General features: G+C 72.5%; 17 protein-coding genes. 9 read left to right on the plus strand and 8 right to left on the minus strand.

Annotation, left to right across the window (positions count from 1 at the left end; genetic code table 11):
* The first annotated feature begins 247 nt into the window (after window positions 1–247).
* Window positions 248–730, plus strand: a complete 483-nt coding sequence (locus MY520_RS09865) for a hypothetical protein (RefSeq protein ID WP_436691912.1) — start codon at window positions 248–250, stop codon at window positions 728–730.
* A gap of 543 nt (window positions 731–1,273) precedes the next feature.
* On the opposite strand, the gene MY520_RS09870 is transcribed toward MY520_RS09865, so the two are convergent.
* Window positions 1,274–1,789: a MarR family winged helix-turn-helix transcriptional regulator gene (locus tag MY520_RS09870; RefSeq protein WP_436691913.1), complete on the minus strand. Its 516-nt coding sequence runs from the start codon at window positions 1,787–1,789 to the stop codon at window positions 1,274–1,276.
* A gap of 96 nt (window positions 1,790–1,885) precedes the next feature.
* Here MY520_RS09870 and MY520_RS09875 point away from each other — a divergent pair, with 96 nt between their 5' ends.
* The 4 genes from MY520_RS09875 (at window position 1,886) to MY520_RS09890 (ending at window position 4,450) form a co-directional block, all read left to right on the plus strand.
* Window positions 1,886–2,461, plus strand: a complete 576-nt coding sequence (locus MY520_RS09875) for an NADPH-dependent F420 reductase (protein WP_436691914.1) — start codon at window positions 1,886–1,888, stop codon at window positions 2,459–2,461.
* A gap of 47 nt (window positions 2,462–2,508) precedes the next feature.
* Entirely contained in the window at window positions 2,509–2,946 is a 438-nt protein-coding gene (locus tag MY520_RS09880) for a DoxX family protein (RefSeq protein WP_436691915.1), read from the plus strand.
* Between the two features lie 29 nt (window positions 2,947–2,975).
* Entirely contained in the window at window positions 2,976–3,884 is a 909-nt protein-coding gene (locus MY520_RS09885) for a dioxygenase family protein (protein ID WP_436691916.1), read from the plus strand.
* Between the two features lie 173 nt (window positions 3,885–4,057).
* Window positions 4,058–4,450, plus strand: a complete 393-nt coding sequence (locus tag MY520_RS09890) for a nuclear transport factor 2 family protein (protein WP_436691929.1) — start codon at window positions 4,058–4,060, stop codon at window positions 4,448–4,450.
* A gap of 51 nt (window positions 4,451–4,501) precedes the next feature.
* On the opposite strand, the gene MY520_RS09895 is transcribed toward MY520_RS09890, so the two are convergent.
* Complete coding sequence (locus tag MY520_RS09895; protein WP_436691917.1) at window positions 4,502–5,692, minus strand: 4-hydroxybenzoate 3-monooxygenase; 1,191 nt, start codon at window positions 5,690–5,692, stop codon at window positions 4,502–4,504.
* A gap of 825 nt (window positions 5,693–6,517) precedes the next feature.
* Between MY520_RS09895 and MY520_RS09900 the strand changes: the two genes are divergently transcribed.
* Window positions 6,518–8,305 carry a BCCT family transporter gene (locus MY520_RS09900; protein ID WP_436691918.1) on the plus strand — a complete coding sequence of 596 codons (1,788 nt, stop codon included), beginning with the start codon at window positions 6,518–6,520 and terminating at the stop codon, window positions 8,303–8,305.
* 101 nt (window positions 8,306–8,406) lie between these two features.
* Here the strand turns inward: MY520_RS09900 and MY520_RS09905 are convergent, their stop codons facing one another.
* Complete coding sequence (locus tag MY520_RS09905) at window positions 8,407–9,018, minus strand: TetR/AcrR family transcriptional regulator (protein WP_436691919.1); 612 nt, start codon at window positions 9,016–9,018, stop codon at window positions 8,407–8,409.
* A gap of 84 nt (window positions 9,019–9,102) precedes the next feature.
* On the opposite strand from MY520_RS09905, the gene MY520_RS09910 reads away from it, so the two are divergent.
* On the plus strand, window positions 9,103–10,275 hold the full coding sequence (locus MY520_RS09910) for an MFS transporter (protein WP_436691920.1): 1,173 nt from the start codon (window positions 9,103–9,105) through the stop codon (window positions 10,273–10,275).
* On the opposite strand, the gene MY520_RS09915 is transcribed toward MY520_RS09910, so the two are convergent.
* Together MY520_RS09915 and MY520_RS09920 are read right to left on the minus strand one after the other, a co-directional pair.
* Window positions 10,226–11,398: an NAD(P)/FAD-dependent oxidoreductase gene (locus MY520_RS09915; protein ID WP_436691921.1), complete on the minus strand. Its 1,173-nt coding sequence runs from the start codon at window positions 11,396–11,398 to the stop codon at window positions 10,226–10,228. The two genes, MY520_RS09910 and MY520_RS09915, sit on opposite strands and share 50 nt — an antisense overlap.
* Entirely contained in the window at window positions 11,395–11,715 is a 321-nt protein-coding gene (locus MY520_RS09920) for a bifunctional 3-phenylpropionate/cinnamic acid dioxygenase ferredoxin subunit (RefSeq protein ID WP_436691922.1), read from the minus strand. The genes MY520_RS09915 and MY520_RS09920 overlap by 4 nt, the downstream gene beginning before the upstream one ends.
* 129 nt (window positions 11,716–11,844) lie before the next feature.
* On the opposite strand from MY520_RS09920, the gene MY520_RS09925 reads away from it, so the two are divergent.
* A complete protein-coding gene (locus MY520_RS09925; protein ID WP_436691923.1) occupies window positions 11,845–12,645 on the plus strand; it encodes an IclR family transcriptional regulator in 801 nt (266 codons plus the stop codon).
* 402 nt (window positions 12,646–13,047) lie between these two features.
* A complete protein-coding gene (locus tag MY520_RS09930) occupies window positions 13,048–14,169 on the plus strand; it encodes an aromatic ring-hydroxylating oxygenase subunit alpha (protein WP_436691924.1) in 1,122 nt (373 codons plus the stop codon).
* Between the two features lie 63 nt (window positions 14,170–14,232).
* Here the strand turns inward: MY520_RS09930 and MY520_RS09935 are convergent, their stop codons facing one another.
* The 3 genes from MY520_RS09935 to MY520_RS09945 all read right to left on the minus strand — a co-directional run.
* Complete coding sequence (locus tag MY520_RS09935; protein ID WP_436691925.1) at window positions 14,233–15,138, minus strand: MBL fold metallo-hydrolase; 906 nt, start codon at window positions 15,136–15,138, stop codon at window positions 14,233–14,235.
* Window positions 15,135–16,040 carry a methylenetetrahydrofolate reductase gene (locus tag MY520_RS09940; RefSeq protein ID WP_436691926.1) on the minus strand — a complete coding sequence of 302 codons (906 nt, stop codon included), beginning with the start codon at window positions 16,038–16,040 and terminating at the stop codon, window positions 15,135–15,137. The genes MY520_RS09935 and MY520_RS09940 overlap by 4 nt, the downstream gene beginning before the upstream one ends.
* Before the next feature lie 10 nt (window positions 16,041–16,050).
* Window positions 16,051–16,467 (minus strand): MBL fold metallo-hydrolase (locus MY520_RS09945; RefSeq protein ID WP_436691927.1); only part of this gene is annotated, 417 nt, incomplete at its 5' end.

A 16,467-nucleotide genomic window follows, 5' to 3' on the forward strand; every position in this document is an offset into this window, starting at 1 on the left:
GTGGACTTCCCCGTCCAGCCCTACTGGGGAGCGGGAAGTGCGTCCCGTGCGTCGTCTCAGAACGAGTGCGACCACGCGAGGTGTGACCGCCGCGCCGTTGTGCACAGGTGTGGCTGCGGTGGCCGGACGGCGAGTTCCGGGCGTCGGTGACGTATTCCGTGCACGACGAGTGGGGTCGGCGGAAGTACGTACGGTCGGTGACGGCTGATGAGGTCCGGATTCAGGAACCAGAAGAGGAGCACGCGACATGACCCCACAGGTCCTTGCCGCGCTGTTCGGCGGAGCGGCGGCAGGCGCTGTACTGACTGCGCTCAACACCCTGGTCACCGGCTGGCTGACCCGCCGGCACGAGCGTCAGCGGTGGCTTCTCGACCAGCGTCTGGACATCTACTCCGACTTCAACCAGGCCATGGCAGCCCTCGAAACGGCGTACACGCGACAGTCGCCGAGTGAGGAACTGGTCGATCTTCTCGGTGCACTCACCGCTCAGCTGGCGCGGCTGGTGCTGGTGGCTCCCGCGGGTACGACGCAGCAGGCTCGCGCATTCTTCACCGACGTCGTCAGCTTCTACGACGCAGTCGTCGACCTGCGACTGGAGACGGGCCAGCACGGGCCCTACACGAAGGAGGTGCGCGACATCGCTCGCCGATTGGGGACGGGTCAGCAGCGCCTCTTGGCACTTCAGATAGAGGACATGCAGGGGGATCGTGTGAGGAACCGGGGGAACTAGCGGGCCGACCCATCGAAGGTCTGGGACCAGCCGCCGAAGTGCGCCTCGATCGCGAGCGACACCGGATGCCGGGCACGCTCGAGATGGGGTCCACGGGACCTCCTCCGACGGTGGGGACCCACAGAACGCGGGCGCGATGACCGGTGTAGAGGTCGGGGTGCCCGCCCTGCAGCGCAGGGAGGTCGAACACCGGCGTCGGCCGGGTCAGGTCGGCGTGCTCGGTGGCGACCCGCTTCCCAGACAAGGTGCCGTTGCGCCGCCAGGTGATCTACCGGTCGCCGGGCAGCTTGCGGACGGTGGCGTCTCGTCGCGGTCGACGTCTGAGCCGTGGCGCATCCAGCGACGCGAGGCGAACTCCAGCTGACCAAGTGCGAGCGTGCCACGCACCCGGCTCGACGACGGCGCGAACCGGTCCGCCTGGTCCAGACCCGGTGGAGTCGTTGATCGCGCTCTCGAACCGAACGCCGATCGCCTCTGGATCTCGGCGTCCTGGGCCGCCGCCGGAGCTGGTCGTCGTCGCGCCGGCGGTGATCGCGGCGCCGGTCAACGGGCCGTCCCGTCCTCGGGCGCGTCGTCGTAGCGGGTGTAGGTCGCGGCCATCGACCCCGTCGGGTCCAGCCTGGTCAGGAGGGCGTCGCCGATCTCGGCGAGCTGGTCGATCTGCTCGTCGCTGAGCGCGTCGACGACGTGGTGCCGCACGGTGGCGACGTGGCCGGGTGCCGCCTCCTGCACCGTCGCCCACCCCGCGTCCGTGAGCCGGGCGTTGGTAGCCCGGCGGTCCTCGGGGCAGGCGAAGCGCTCCACCAGGCCCCGGGCCTCCAGGCGGCTCACCACGTGCGAGAGCCGGGGGAGTGTGGCGTTGGTCTGCCGGGCCAGCTCGGTCATCCGGAGCGTCCGGCCGGGGGCCTCGGAGAGCATCGCCAGGGCGTAGTAGTCGAACTCCGTCACGTCGGCGTCCCGGCGGAGCTGCGCGTCGAGGACGCCCGGGAGCAGCTCGAGCACCGCCCGCAGGCGGATCCACGCGCGCAGCTGGCGCCGGTCGAGCCAGGGAGTGTCCACGGTCACATCCTCGTCGGGAATAGTTGTCGCTACAAGTTCGCTACAGTAGTCGTAGGTTGTCGCTACAACCAATCATCCCACGGCAGGAGAACCGTCATGGCACACGTGAGCATCATCGGGACCGGCACCATGGGCCAGGCCGTCGCCGGCCTCGTCACCAAGGGCGGCAACACCGTCGAGCTGCTCGGCCGCGACGACGCCGACACGCCGGTGACCGGCGACGTCGTCGTCCTCGCCGTCTACTACGGCGCGGTGGCCGATGTGATCGCCCAGCGCGGTGCGCAGCTGGCCGGCAAGGTCGTCGTGGACATCACCAACCCGGTGGACGTGGAGACCTTCGACTCCCTGGTTGTCCCCGCCGACGGCTCCGCCACCGCCGAGATCGCCGCGGCGCTGCCCCAGTCCCGGGTCGTCAAGGCGTTCAACACCACCTTCGCCGCCACCCTGGCCTCCGGCACCGTCGGCGAGCAGCCCACGACCGTGCTGATCGCCGGCGACGACACCGACGCCAAGTCCGAGCTGGCCGCGATCGTCACCGCCGGCGGCCTGCGCGCCATCGACGCCGGCTCGCTGCGCCGCGCCCGCGAGCTGGAGGCGCTCGGCTTCCTGCAGATCAGCCTGGCCGCCGGCGAGAAGATCGCCTGGACCGGCGGGTTCGCCGTCGCCGCCTGACCAGCGCGTTCCCCGGACCATCCGACCCGCCAGAGACAGGACCCGCCATGACCTTCCCCCCTCCCGCCCGTGACCTCGCCCTCCTGGCGACCCGCGTCGCCGTCGGCCTCGTCTTCATCGCCCACGGCTGGCAGAAGCTGTTCACCAACGGCATCGACGGCACCGCCGCGTTCTTCGACCAGGTCGGCGTGCCCGCCGCCTCGGCCGCCGCGTGGTTCGCCGCGGTCGTCGAGCTCGCCGGTGGCGCCGCTCTCGTCCTGGGCCTCGCCGTTCCCGTCGCCGGGCTGCTGCTGCTGGTCGACATGATCGGCGCGTTCGTGTTCGTCCACGCCGGCGCCGGCCTCTTCGTCGACCAGGGCGGCTACGAACTGGTCCTCGTGCTCGGCGCGGCCGCCCTGCTGTTCGCCGCCATCGGCGCCGGGCGCCACAGCGTCGATCACCTGCTCGCCGGCCGCGGCCGGACCGCACGGCCCGTGCGCGTCTGACCCGTCGCTCCGACCATCGAGGAGTCCGCATGACCACGTCTCCCACGACGACCGCCGTCGCCGACGCCCGCATCCCGGCCGCGCACCCGTTCGCCGCGCACCTGCGGCGCGTCGCATCCCTCGAGGCCGAGCAGCCGCACCGGGTCTGGACGCCGGAGGACGGACCGCTGCCCAGCCTGTACCTCTCTCACGGTGGCGGCCCGCTGCCGTTCGGCAGCCGCGAGTGGCTCGACCCGCTGCACGGCTGGGCCCGGGCGCTGCCCAAGCCGACGGCGATCCTCGTCGTCTCCGCGCACTGGGAGTCCGCGCCGCTGGCGGTGAGCGCCACCCGGCCGAGCGAGCTGGTGTACGACTTCGGCGGCTTCGACGCGCTGTACTACACGTTCCGCTACGACACCCCCGACGCCGGCGAGCTGGCCCGGCAGGTGGTCGGGCTGGTGCCGGACACCGAGCAGGTGCACCAGCACGCCCGGCGCGGGCTGGACCACGGCGCCTGGGTGCCGCTGAAGATCATGTACCCCGCCGCCGACGTCCCGGTGCTGCAGCTGAGCCTGCCCACCGAGGACCCGGACGAGCTGCTGGCGCTCGGGGAGCGGCTGCGGCCGCTGCGCGAGCAGGGCGTGCTCGTCGTGGGGTCGGGCCACATGACCCACGGCCTGCCCTTCCTCACACGGGAGATGTGGCTGGAGAACGAGGTGCCGGGCTGGTCGGCGGACTTCGACGCCTGGGCCGCCGACGCGCTGGCCCGCGGCGACGTCGCCGAGCTCGCCCGGTTCCGCACCGCCGCGCCGGGGATGCCCTACGCCCACCCGACGGTGGAGCACTTCACGCCGCTGTTCGTCGCCCTCGGCGCGGCCAGCGACCCCACCGCGCCGGTGCTCACGACGCTGGACGGCTACGGCGTCGGCCTCTCCCGGCGGTCCTTCCAGGCGGCCTGAGCACGACGGGCACCACCCAGCGCCCACAGCCGCAGACGTCGGTGTCCGGCTGGAGCGCGTGGCGCGTCGGTCGCGGGCCGAACGGGATGGCTGTTCCCGGCGCCCGGGCGGGTCTAGGTTGGCGCCGTCGATGCGGACAGCGCGAAAGGGCGGCCACCATGTCGACGTTGAACGTGACCCAGAAGTCGTCGATCGATGACCACGACGCCATCTGCGCCGTGGTCCAGCTGTGCCTCGACGGCGAGGCGACCGGAGACGTCGCCAAGCTGCAGGAGGCGTTCCACCAGGACGCCCGGATGTTCGGCGACCTCGCCGGCACCCGCTACGACGTGCCCATACGGAAGCTCTTCGAGATGTCGGCCAAGGACCCCGCCGACACCGGGAACTACCGGAGCCGGATCCTCTCGGTCACCCAGCTCGGAGACGTGGCGACCGCGACAGTCGCCGAGGAGGGCTACTGGGGCACGGTCTCCTTCGTGGACTTCCTCAGCCTGTGCCGCATCGAGGGCAGCTGGAAGATCGTCAACAAGACCTTCGCGCACACGGGCGGTGAACCGCCCGCCTGACGGTCAGGGGCCGCCGGCGCCGGCCGGCCCCACCCGGCCGGCGTCCTCGGGTCAGTGGGTCGGCCAGCCGGTGTAGGCCTCGGCGAGGTAGGCCGATCCGTGGCGGGAGGTGACCACGCTGGTGAGCTCGCCCAGCTGGCGCTTGAAGTCGAACGGGTTCCCGTCGGGCCGGGTGTGCAGCATGGAGGTCATCCAGTAGGAGAAGTTCTGCGCCCGCCACACCCGGTCCAGGGCGCGGTCGCTGTAGCGGTCGAGGAGGTCCCGGGAGCCGGTGGACGCCCAGGACTCGATGCCCTCGAACAGCACGCGGACGTCGGCGAAGGCCAGGTTGAGGCCCTTGGCGCCGGTCGGCGGGACGGTGTGCCCGGCGTCGCCGGCGAGGAAGAGGTTGCCGTACCGCATGGGCTCGCAGACGTAGCTGCGGAACTTCAGCACCGTCTTGTCGAAGATCTTCCCCTGCTTCAGTTCCAGCCCGTCGGGGCCGGCGACCCGCCGCTGCAGTTCGGCCCAGATCTGGTCCTCCGACCAGGCGGCGGCGTCCTCGTCGGGGGAGCACTGGAAGTACATCCGCTGGATGTTCGCGTCGCGCTGGCTGATCAGCGCGAAGCCGTGCTCGGAGTGGGCGTAGATGAGCTCCTCGGCACTCGGCGGGGCCTGGCACAGGATGCCGAACCAGGCGAAGGGGTACTCGATGAAGTTGTCGGTGCGGTGCTCGGCCGGGATGGCCCACTTGGTGATGCCCTGCGAGCCGTCGGCGCCGACCAGCAGCTCGGCCCGGATCTCCCGGGCGACGCCGTCGGCGTCGGTGAAGGAGATGCGCGGGGTGCCGGTGAGGTCGGCGACGGCGGTGTCGGAGACGCCGAACCGGACGTCGCCGCCGTCCCGCCGACGCGCAGCGGCGAGGTCGGTGAAGACCTCGTTCTGCGGATAGAGCCACACCGCCTCGCCGACCAGGTCGGTGAAGTCGATGCGGTGGCTCTGACCGCCGAAGCGCAGGTCGATGCCCTCGTGCTTGTGCCCGGCGGTGAGCACCCGGTCCGAGACGCCGGAGTCGACCAGCATGGACACGCTGCCGTGCTCGAGGATGCCGGCGCGGTGGGTGGTCCGGATGGTCTCGTGGTCGCGGTTGTCCACCACCACGTTGTCGATGCCGGCCTGCGCCAGCAGGTGGGAGAGCATCAGTCCGGCCGGGCCCCCGCCCACGATGCCGATCCGGGTCGTGATCACCTCAGGTCCGGGCACAGCTGACTCCTTCGGTCGAGGACGCTCGGGTTGCCGGTAGTGTGCCGCGCTCCTGGTCGCGCGGCTGCCGGACGGCTCTCGGGGCAGGGCCGCCTCCGCGTCCCTCACTTCTCGGTCGGCGCGGTCACGAAGTGGGTCACCAGGGCGGCGGCCTCCGGCGAGTGGGGGGCGATGACGGCGCGGAGGCGTTCCTCGGCGAGTGGGCCGAGCCGGCGGTGGAGGTCCAGGAAGAGCTCCCGTACGGCGTGCCGCGGCCAGCTGCCGGGAGAGTGCGCCGAAGTACTCGGCGTGGCGCCGTTCGGCGGCGAGCTCCTGGACCGAGGCGAGCATGCCGAACCGCGGCCCGGCTCGGTCACGTCGATGGTCCCCCGGCTGCGCGCGCAGAGCACGTCGAGTGCCCGGTCCTCGGGAGGTCGGAGACGTGCACGGCCGCCTCGACGGTCCACCCGTCGACGAACACCGACAGGGTCGCCAACATCTGCTGCCCGGCGTCCTCGACATGCACTCGTGCTCGTTTTTCTCGGCAGGGTCCCGCGAGGCGGATCTGTGCGGAAAATCACTGAGGACCCTTGCTCCGCGACCGGGCCTCTGGTTCCCTCATGCGAAGTCGGTCTCGAATGACGCAACAACGATGGGAGTGTCATGGAGCAGCCGCGCAACCAGCAACCCTCGCCCTCCGGCCCACCGAGCCGCTCGGAGGCCGTGGAGACTGACCCGACGTCTGTCAACGGCGCCGGCCAACCAGGGACGGAGCGCTCCACCGTCGAGGCGACGGATGTGTCTGCGGCAGGGACTCACCCGGCCCTCGCCGAGACGCCACCCTGCGTGGCCGACCGGCACTGGGCCGTCGACAGGGTCCTGTTCGCCGTCGCCGCGGCCATGGCGCTGGGCTTCGTCGTCTGGGGCTTCGCGTCACCCACGGGGCTGGGCACCGCGAGTGGGTCGGCTCTCGGCTGGATCACCGGCAATCTCGGCTGGTTGTTCGTGCTCCTGGCATCGGCGTTCGTCATCTACGTGATCTGGCTGGCGGCCGGCAAGTACGGGCGCATCCCGCTGGGGCGCGACGACGAGCGGCCGGAGTTCCGCACGATCTCGTGGATCGCGATGATGTTCAGCGCCGGCATGGGCATCGGGCTGATGTTCTTCGGGGTCGCCGAGCCGCTGTCGCACTTCGTCTCCCCGCCGCCGCTCACGACCGAGGCCGAGTCGTCGCAGGCGATCCAGACGGCGATGGCGACCACGCTGTTCCACTGGACGCTGCACCCGTGGGCGATGTACGCCGTCGTCGGGCTGGCCATCGCCTACGGAACCTTCCGGAAGGGCCGCCGTCAGCTGATCAGCTCGGCCTTCATCCCGTTGCTCGGCGAGCGGCGGGCCGCCGGCCCGGCCGGCCGGATCATCGACGTCCTGGCCATCTTCGCGACTCTGTTCGGGTCGGCGGCCTCCCTCGGCCTGGGCGCACTGCAGATCGGCAGCGGCGTGGAGATCCTCGGCTGGGTCGGACCCGTCGGCAACGGCGTCCTGGTGGGCATCATCGCGGTGCTGACCGCCGCCTTCGTCGCCTCCGCCGTCTCGGGCATCGCCAAGGGCATCCAGTGGCTGTCCAACATCAACATGGTGCTGGCCCTGGTGCTCGCGCTGTTCGTCTTCGTGCTGGGCCCGTCGATCTTCATCCTGAACCTGATCCCCGACGCGGTCGGTAGCTACTTCTCCGACCTCGGCGAGATGGCCGCACGCACCGAGGCCACCGGCGGTGACCCGATGGCCGCGTGGCTCCGCGGCTGGACCGTCTTCTACTGGGCCTGGTGGATCAGCTGGACGCCGTTCGTCGGGTTGTTCATCGCGCGCATCAGCCGCGGCCGCACCATCCGGCAGTTCGTCACCGGCGTGCTCCTGGTGCCCAGCCTGGTCAGCCTCCTGTGGTTCGCCGTGTTCGGTGGGGCGGGGATCGCCGCCCAGCGCGCCGGCCTCGACGTCGCCGGCCAGGGCACCACGGAGGGGCAGCTGTTCGCAGTCCTGGGGGAGTACCCCCTGGCCACCGCCGCGACCGTGCTGGTGATGATCCTCGTGGCGATCTTCTTCGTCTCCGGTGCGGACGCGGCCTCCATCGTCATGGGATCGCTCTCGCAGCGCGGCACCCTGGAACCGAGCCGCTCGGTGGTCGTCTTCTGGGGCGTGGTGATGGGCTCCGTCGCCGCGATCATGCTGCTCCTGGGCGAAGACGGCGCCGCCCTGACCGGGCTGCAGAACCTGACGATCATCGCCGCCCTGCCGTTCGCGCTGGTGATGGCGGCGATGGCGGTGAGCCTGGTCAAGGACCTCCGGCGGGATCCCATCGTGCTGCGGGGCACCTACGCCAACCTGGCGATCGAGCAGGCCGTCGTCGACGGCATCAGCCGGCACGGCGACGACTTCGTCCTGGTGGTGGAGAAGACGGCGAAGGCACCATCGGACGCCGCGGCGCAGACGCCCCCGACGAGCCCGGGGGTGAACGGCCAGCTGTCGGTCAGTCCGGGCGGCAACGTCGTGTCGCCGGCGGGAGGTGCGCCCGTCACTGCGCAGGGTCAGCCGAAGGCGGAGGCCATCGGCCGTCCGCAGGACCCGCGCGACTAGGTCCCGACCCGCAGGAGACGGCCGCCCGGCGGTGGAGCTGCACGAGTCAGCTCCCCCGCCGGGCGGCCGTTCTCTGCGGTTCCGGCGCCGCGCCGCCGGGCTCAGGCGGACGGGCGAACGGGACGCATCCGGCCCGCAAGCCAGTCGGCCGCCATCTGCCGGGCGCGGCCCACCGGGTCGCCGGTGTCCAGTCCGGAGGTGGCCGCCTGGCGCGCGAGGCGCGCCAGTGCCCCGTCGTAGAAGGCCAGCAGGCCGTCGGCGATCCCCGTGGGGTCGTCGGCGCCGGCGGCCTCGGCCAACCGGTGGAGCCGATCGGTCAGCAGCCGGGAGTCGGCGTCCAGCCACTGCCGGCCGGGATGCCCCGGCGGCAGCTCGGTCGCTGCGGCGAGGAACGCGCACCCGCGGCGGCTGCCCTCGGCCTCGCGGTACCGCACGACCGCGTCGAAGACCGACAGCAGCCGGTCGACCCCCTCGGTCCGCTCGTCGAGGACGTCGTCCCAGGCCTGCTGCCAGCTCCGGAAGCGACGCTCGAGGTAGGCGGCCACCAATCCGTCCTTGCCGGAGAAGTGCGCGTACAGGGTCGCCGGGGAGACCCGGGCGCGGGCCAGGACGGCGTCCACCCCGGTCGCGGCGATGCCCGACTCGTAGAACAGCTCGCCGGCAGCGTCGAGCAGCCGCTCCCGGGCCGGTCGACTCGCAGTGGGGGAGACCACGCACCTAGCATAACGATCGTTATGGTGAAACGATCGTTACGTCAGGTTCAGACCCCTGGCGACCGGCACGCGCCGCATCGGCTCGTGGTCAGCGGGCTGCTGGTCATCGCCGTGACCTACGGCCTGACCCGGTACGGCTTCGGCCTGTACCTGCCGCAGTTCAGGGCGGACCTGAGGCTGACCTCCGGCGTGGCCGGCGGCATCGCCGCCGGCAGCTACCTCGCCTACTGCCTCGCCGCCGTCCTGGGCCTGCGCCTGGTCGATGGGGGCCGGGCACGGCGCGCCCTGTGGTGGGCCGGTGTCAGTGCAGCCGCGGGTTCGCTGGTCGTCGCTGCCGCGGAGTCGGTGCTCGTCCTCGCCGTCGGGGCGCTCGTCGCCGGGAGCGGAGCGGGAGCTGCCAGTCCGGCGCTGGTCTCCGCCGTGGCCGGGACGGTGTCGCCGCCGGCCGAGCCACGGTCCCAGGCGGTCGTGAACAGCGGCACCGGTGCGGGAGTGGGCGCCGGCGGCCTCGTGGTGCTGGTCTGGCCGGGGGAGTGGCGGTGGGCGTGGCTCGGCTTCGCCGCCAGTGCACTGCTCGTGACGTGGTGGGCCGACCGATCCGCCTGCTGGCGCCGACCCGCAGCCGAGCCCGGTCGGCCGGGCCCCGGACCACGGCCGCGCCGCATCCTCCGCCCGCTGACCGCCAGTGTGCTCGCGGGCGCGGGTGGGGCCGGGGTGTGGACGTTCGGTCCGGATGCGACGACCGCGAGCGGGCTGTCCACCCAGGTCACCGGGATGCTGTGGTGCCTGCTGGGTGCGGCGGCCCTCTTGGGCGGCCTGAGCGGGAGCGTCGTGCGCGTGGCAGGCCTCTCCACCGCCTGGCTGGTCGCCGCGGGCCTCACCGTCGTCGGCACGGTGCTGCTCGCCTGGCGGCCGGGGAGCGTCGGAGTCGCCGCGGGGGCGCTGGCGCTGTTCGGCTGCGGTTTCGTGGCCCTCAGCGGCGTGCTCATCGCCTGGGCCAGCCGGCGCGTGCCGGAGGCGGCTGCGCAGGCCACGGCCCTCCTGTTCATCGCCCTGACCGCCGGCCAGGCCGCCGGCGCCGCCCTCCTCGGCGTCCTCGCCGAAGCCGCCGGCACGCCGGCCACCCTCCTCGCCGCCGCGGGCCTGGTGGCCGGCGCCGCGGTCGCCGCGCCGCGGGAGCGCCGTCGGCAGCCGCCCGGCCGGTCGGTCAGGAGGCCGTCGGCACGGCCGAGCGCAGCTGGCGGCGCCAGCGGGTGAACAGGCGCGGCTGGTTCATGCCGAGGACGGCCACGGGGTTCCCGTCGCGCTCGTAGACGACGAGGAAGCTGCGGTCGGCGCAGCTGCCCTCCACCACACGGGCGACGTCCCCCTCCCGGCGCGATCCCGCGAACTGGATGCGGGCGCCGTACTGGTCGGACCAGAAGTAGGGCACCGGCGTGGGAGCCGGTGTGGCCCCGCCCAGCAGGGTGGCCACCGCGGTGGCCGGCTGCTCGAGCGCCGACGTCCAGTGCTCGATGCGGACGTGCCGCTCCGCCGAGGCCGACCACGCCGCGGCGCAGTCGCCGACGGCCACCACGCCCGGGACGTTGGTGGCTCCACGGGCGTCGGTGAGGACGCCGTTGCCGAGGGCGACGCCCGAGTCGGCCAGCCACTCGGTGTTGGGCACGGCGCCGATCCCCACGACGACCACGTCGGCGGGCAGGCGCGTGCCGTCGGTCAGTTCGACGGCCTCGACCCGGCCCGAGCCGACCAGCCCGGCGACCCCGGTACCGGCCAGCAGGCGGGTGCCGTGGTCGGCGTGCAACCCGGCGCAGACGGCCCCCATGTCGGCGCCAAGCGGACCGGCGAGGGGAACGGGCTGGGTCTCGACGACGGTGACGTCGAGACCCAGCCCGCGGGCGGTGGAGGCGACCTCGGCCCCGATGAAGCCGGCGCCGATCACCACGAGCCGCTCGGCGGCGGCCAGGTCGTCCCGGAGGGCGATCGCATCGTCCAGAGAGCGCAGCACGTGCACGCCGTCGAGCCCCTCACTGCCGGGCAGGCGCCGCGCGCGAGCGCCCGTGGCGAGGACGACGCCGTCGGCGCGGACCGCGCTGCCGTCGCTCAGCAGCACCGAGCGGCCGAGGTGGTCCAGGCCGACGGCCGTGGTGCCCAGCCGCCACTCGATGCCGAGCTGGTCGTCGTCGGGTGTGCCGAGTGCGACGTCGTCCAGCGACGCCGTGCCGGCCAGGAACTCCTTGGACAGGGGCGGGCGGTCGTACGGGGCGTGCACCTCGTCGCCGATGACCACGATGCGGCCGTCGTACGACTGCTCGCGCAGCGCGCGGGCGGCCGAGAGGCCGGCCAGGGAGGCCCCGACCACGGCGACCGTGGGGCTCATGCCGCACCGTCCACGGGGATCCCCGGCTGCACGAAGACCATGCCGTCCTGCACGACGACCCGGTGCGTGCGGACCGGGGTCTTGGCCGGTGGTCCGGACACCTTCCCGGTGCGCAGGTCGAAGCACGAGGCGTGCAGCGGGCACTCCACGGCGCACCCGTCCAACCAGCCATCGGCCAGCGAGGCGTCCTGGTGGGTGCAGGTGTCGTCGATCGCGTAGAAGTCGCCGTCGACGTTGAAGACCGCGATGGGCTCGTCGGCCTCGACGCGGGTCGCCTCGCCGGGCGGCAACGTGGTCGTGGGGCAGACCGGGATCATGGGACGCTCCAGAGAGAGATTGTTGCTCTTGCCGCAACTCGGTGCTTCTGACGCAACAGCATCGTCGCGCACCATGGGGTCGTCAAGAGGGTTGGCGGTGCTCCCCGGGCCGGGACCTACGCTGAGGTCATGACTGGGCCGCAGGGTGCGAACGGAGAGCGGAACTCGGTCGCCGCGGTCCAGTCGGTGGACCGCGCGCTGAGCGTCCTCGAGATCCTGGCGGCCCACGGGGAGGCCGGCGTCACGGAGGTGGCGGCCGAGCTCGGCGTGCACAAGTCCACGGCGTTCCGCCTGGTCGCGGTGCTGGAGAGCCGCGGCTTCGTCGAGCAGCTGGCCGACCGCGGCAAGTACCGGCTGGGCTTCGGCGTCGTGCGCCTGGCCGGCGCCGCCGCCGCGCAGCTGGACATCGCCCAGCAGGGCCGGCGGATCTGCGAGGAACTGGCCGTCGATCTCGGGGAGACGGTCAACATCGCCATCCTGGACAGCGACCGTGCGGTGAACGTCACCCAGGTCCGCGGGCCGGCGGCGCTCAGCACCCACAACTGGGTGGGGCAGGGCACCCCCCTGCACGCGACGTCGAGCGGAAAGGTGCTCCTGGCCCACGCTTCCGACGCCGTCCGCAAGGACGTGCTCTCCCGCGAGCTGCCGCGCTTCACCCCGGCGACCATCACCGACCCCGAGGCGTTGCAACGGGAGCTCGACCGGATCGTCGAGCAGGGATGGGGGTCGACGGTCGAGGAGTACGAGGTCGGGCTCAGCGCCGTCGCCGCACCCGTCCGGGGTGCGGATGGGGACTTCATCGCGGCCCTCAGTGTGTCGGGGCCGTCCTTCCGCATGGACGCGCACGACTTCCCGCGGCTCGCCCGGCGGGTGGTGGCGGGCGCCGACGAGCTGAGCAGGAGGCTCGGCTTCTTCGGTCAGCCGGACTGATCCGGCGGGGCGCTGCCGCGGTGGTGGAGACGTCACTCCGACCTCTCCGCGCCCCTCCGGTCGCGATGTGGGCACACGGAGCCATCGGTTCGGCGTCATGGCGCGCTGTGTGCACACACCGTCAGGTCCGCGGCACCGTTCCGATCGTCGCCCGGTGCGGCGCAGCGGGTCGGCACCGCCCACCGACCGCCGATCGGTCGTGGCGCGGGGCCGCCCGCTTCGTTCGCGTTCCCCGTCGAGGACGTGACGCAAAGTGTTGCGTCTGGCGCGACTGGCTGTGTAATGTGCAACACATCGGTCGCCTGGAGCTGGCTGGCGGACGGCGACCGCGGTTGATCACAGACCTGTGTTGTCCGACTCCGGCGTGTCCTCCCGACGCCCGACGGAACCCCGAGGTGCCGTATGACCACCACCGAACAGCCCGCGAGCCTCATCTCCACATTGCCGGGCCACTACTACACCGACCCCGCCGTGTTCGCGCTGGAGCAGTCGCACGTCTTCGAGGACATGTGGTTCTGCGCGGTGCGGTCGGGCGACCTGGCGAAGCCGGGTTCGTTCAAGAAGGTCCAGGTGGGCAGCGAGAGCGTCCTCGTGGTCCGCGGCCGGGACGGGCAGCTGCGCGCGTTCCTCAACATCTGCCGGCACCGCGGCGCGCAGATCTGCACGGAGGACTCGGGCGCGACCAACCGGGCCTTCCGGTGCCCGTACCACGCGTGGACCTACGACCTCGAGGGCAAGCTGATCGCGGCCCCCAACCTGACCAAGATGCCCGACATCGACCGGGTCGAGTACGGCCTGGTCACGGTGGCGCTGCGTGAGTGGTTGGGGTACGCGTGGGTGTGCCTGGCCAAGGAGCCCCCGTCCTTCGAGGACGACGTCGTGGGCGCCATCGTCGAGCGTCTCGGGAGCGTGGAGGCGATCGAGCGCTACGACATCGATTCGCTGTCCGTGGGGCGCCGCGTCACCTACGAGGTCAAGGCGAACTGGAAGCTCATCATCGAGAACTTCATGGAGTGCTACCACTGCGCGACGATCCACCCGGAGCTCACCGAGGTGCTCCCCGAGTTCGCCGACGGCTACGCGGCGCAGTTCTTCGTCGGGCACGGCGCGGAGTTCGGGGACGACGTCAAGGGCTTCACCGTCGACGGCAGCGAGGGCTTCGACCGGCTGCCGGGCGTCGACGAGGACCAGGACCGGCGCTACTACGCCATCACGGTCAGGCCGACCGTCTTCGTCAACCTGGTGCCCGACCACGTCATCTTCCACCGCATGTTCCCCGTCTCGGCCGACCGGACGATCGTCGAGTGCGACTGGCTGTACTCGCACGAGGTGGTGGAGTCGGGCAGGGACGTGACGCGGTCGGTGGAGCTTTTCCACCGGGTCAACGAGCAGGACTTCGCCGCGTGCGAGCGGACCCAGCCGGCCATGTCCTCCCGTGCCTACGCCAACGGCGGCGTGCTGGTGCCCTCCGAGCACCACATCGGTGCCTTCCACGACTGGCTGACGCAGCGGCTGTCGCGCTGAACCGCTGACCGGCGCGGCTCCGGGGCCGGGGGGCGACGTCTCCCGGCCCCGGAGCCGCGTCCGTCAGACCGCGAGGTAGCCGTCCTCGGTGGCGACGACCCGGCCGAGGCGCTCGAGTCGGGCCAGGTGCAGCAGGGCGGTGCGCCGTTCGACCGCCTCGACGATCGGCAGCCGGACGTGCGGCCGGTACACGAGCCGATGAGCGACGACGTCCGCCGGCGTCCGGGGCTGCCGCAGCAGCTCCAGGAGGACCTCGTCGCGACGTCGGATGACCGCGGTGAACCGCTCCAGGGCGCCGAGGAAGGCCGGGCGCCCCTCGATCACGCCCATCTGGTGGGACGTGCCGTACCAGCGGGCCTCGACGTCCCGCAGCCGGCCGATCGACGCCTCGAACTCCTCCAGGCTGCTGGAGAGGTCGCCGTAGTAGGGGCCGAAGGACGTCAGGTCGATGTCCGCCACGAACAGGAACCCGTCGGGCTCGACGAGGAAGCCGCAGTGGCCCGCGGTGTGCCCCGGCAGGTGCACGACGGTCACCGTCCGGCCGCCGAGGTCCAGCACGTCGCCGTCCTCGAACGGGACGACGTCGCGGCGTTCGGTGAGGTGGAAGGTGTCCCGGAGCCGGCCGTGGAACTCCTCGGCCTCGTCGGCCCCCATCCCGAAGCCGGCCAGCAGGACCTCGGGGGAGCGGACGGCGCCGACCTCGGCGGGGTGGGCGAGCACGGGCACGTCCGGGAACAGGTGCAGTCCCGCCAGGTGGTCCTCGTGGGCATGGCTGACGGCGATCAGGTCCACGCCGCCCGGCGACCGGCCGCGGCGGTGGACCTCGATCGAGGGGTCGACCAGCACGGTGCCGTAGGTCCCGCTGATCAGCAGCGAGTGCCCGCCGGGGTAGCGACCGCCGTCCGGTGACGCGAGGAGCGTGACGCCCCCGTACGACACGTCACCGTGCGGCACGGGCGCTCCGCTCACCGGTCCTCCGACCCGGTGTCCGACAGGCGGGCCAGCCACGCCTGCCGCCACGCCTCGGTCCGCGCCACCTCGTTGAAGGTGAAGAGGTGGAAGCCCTGCAGGTTGTGCCCGGGCTGCCCGAGAGCGGGTGCGAGGCGCTCGAGCAGGCGATCGGGCCGGTAGCCGTGCGGCAGGAAGAAGCGCCAGAACATGCTGTGCTGCTTGGCCAGGAACCGGGCCGACTGGCCGAGCCCGAGCCCGGCCGAGATCCGCACCAGCTTCTGGCGGGTCACCGCGCCGGGCAGCCCGATCCGGATCGGCAGGTCGACGCCCCGCAGCTCGACCTGCCGGGCCCAGGCCGCCGTCGTGGCGGGGTGGAAGCACAGCTGGGTGACGATGTGCGTCGCGTGCGGGGCCTTCCGCTCGAGGGCGCGTTCGATCAGGTCAGCGCTGATGTGCCCGTGCCCCTCGGGATAGCCGCCGATCCCCACGTGCCGGAAGTGGTGGCCGACGGTCTCCAGTTCCTGGAGCAGGCTGAGCGCGTCGGGGAACCTCCCCGCGGGCTCGGCGGCGTCGCCCCCGACGACGAACACGGCGTCCACGTCGGCGGCGCGCAGGCGGGCCACGATGTCGGTCAGCTGGGCCCTGTCCCGGACCAGCCGGGCGGCCAGGTGCGGCGCGGCGGTGAACCCGTGACCGGAGAGCCGCTCGGCCAGCTCGATGGTCGGCGCCAGCCCCTTGGCCTCGGTCGTCGTGATGGTCAGCGGCACGTGCCGAGGGACGTGCTCGACGACCGACTCCTCCGCGTTCCGGAGCGGCAGCACCTCGTAGCTCGCCTCGCGCAGCGCCGATGCCAGGACGGCGTCCTCCGACCGCCGCCGGGCGGATCGACCGGTGCCCGGTGATCTCGGCGGACAGGCCACCCCAGGATGCTCAGGCGACACGGCACACCTCCGCGGCGATCGTCGTGTCGGGGCCGTGGCCGGTCCTGACGACGGTGTCCGCCGGCAGCGTCAGCAGCCGCGAGCGGATGGACCCCAGGATGGTCGGCCGGTCGCTGTGGGACCGCCCGGTGGCGCCGGGGCCGCCGCAGAAGAGCGTGTCCCCGGTGAAGACCGTGTTCAGGTCCCGGGCGTAGAGCGACGTGCTCCCGGGGCTGTGGCCGGGGGTGTGCACCGACACCAGCTGCGTCCCGGCGACGTCGAACCCGGTGCAGTGACCGACGGGACGGTCGGGCAGGGCGCCGGGGTGGACGTCCCGCCACAGCACGAGGTCGGCCGGGTTGAGCCAGATCGGCGCGCCGGTGGCCTCGCGGAGGTCGACCGCGGCGGTGATGTGGTCGTTGTGCCC

The organism is Geodermatophilus sp. CPCC 205506 (genome assembly GCF_051383635.1).
Classification (GTDB): Bacteria; Actinomycetota; Actinomycetes; order Mycobacteriales; family Geodermatophilaceae; genus Geodermatophilus.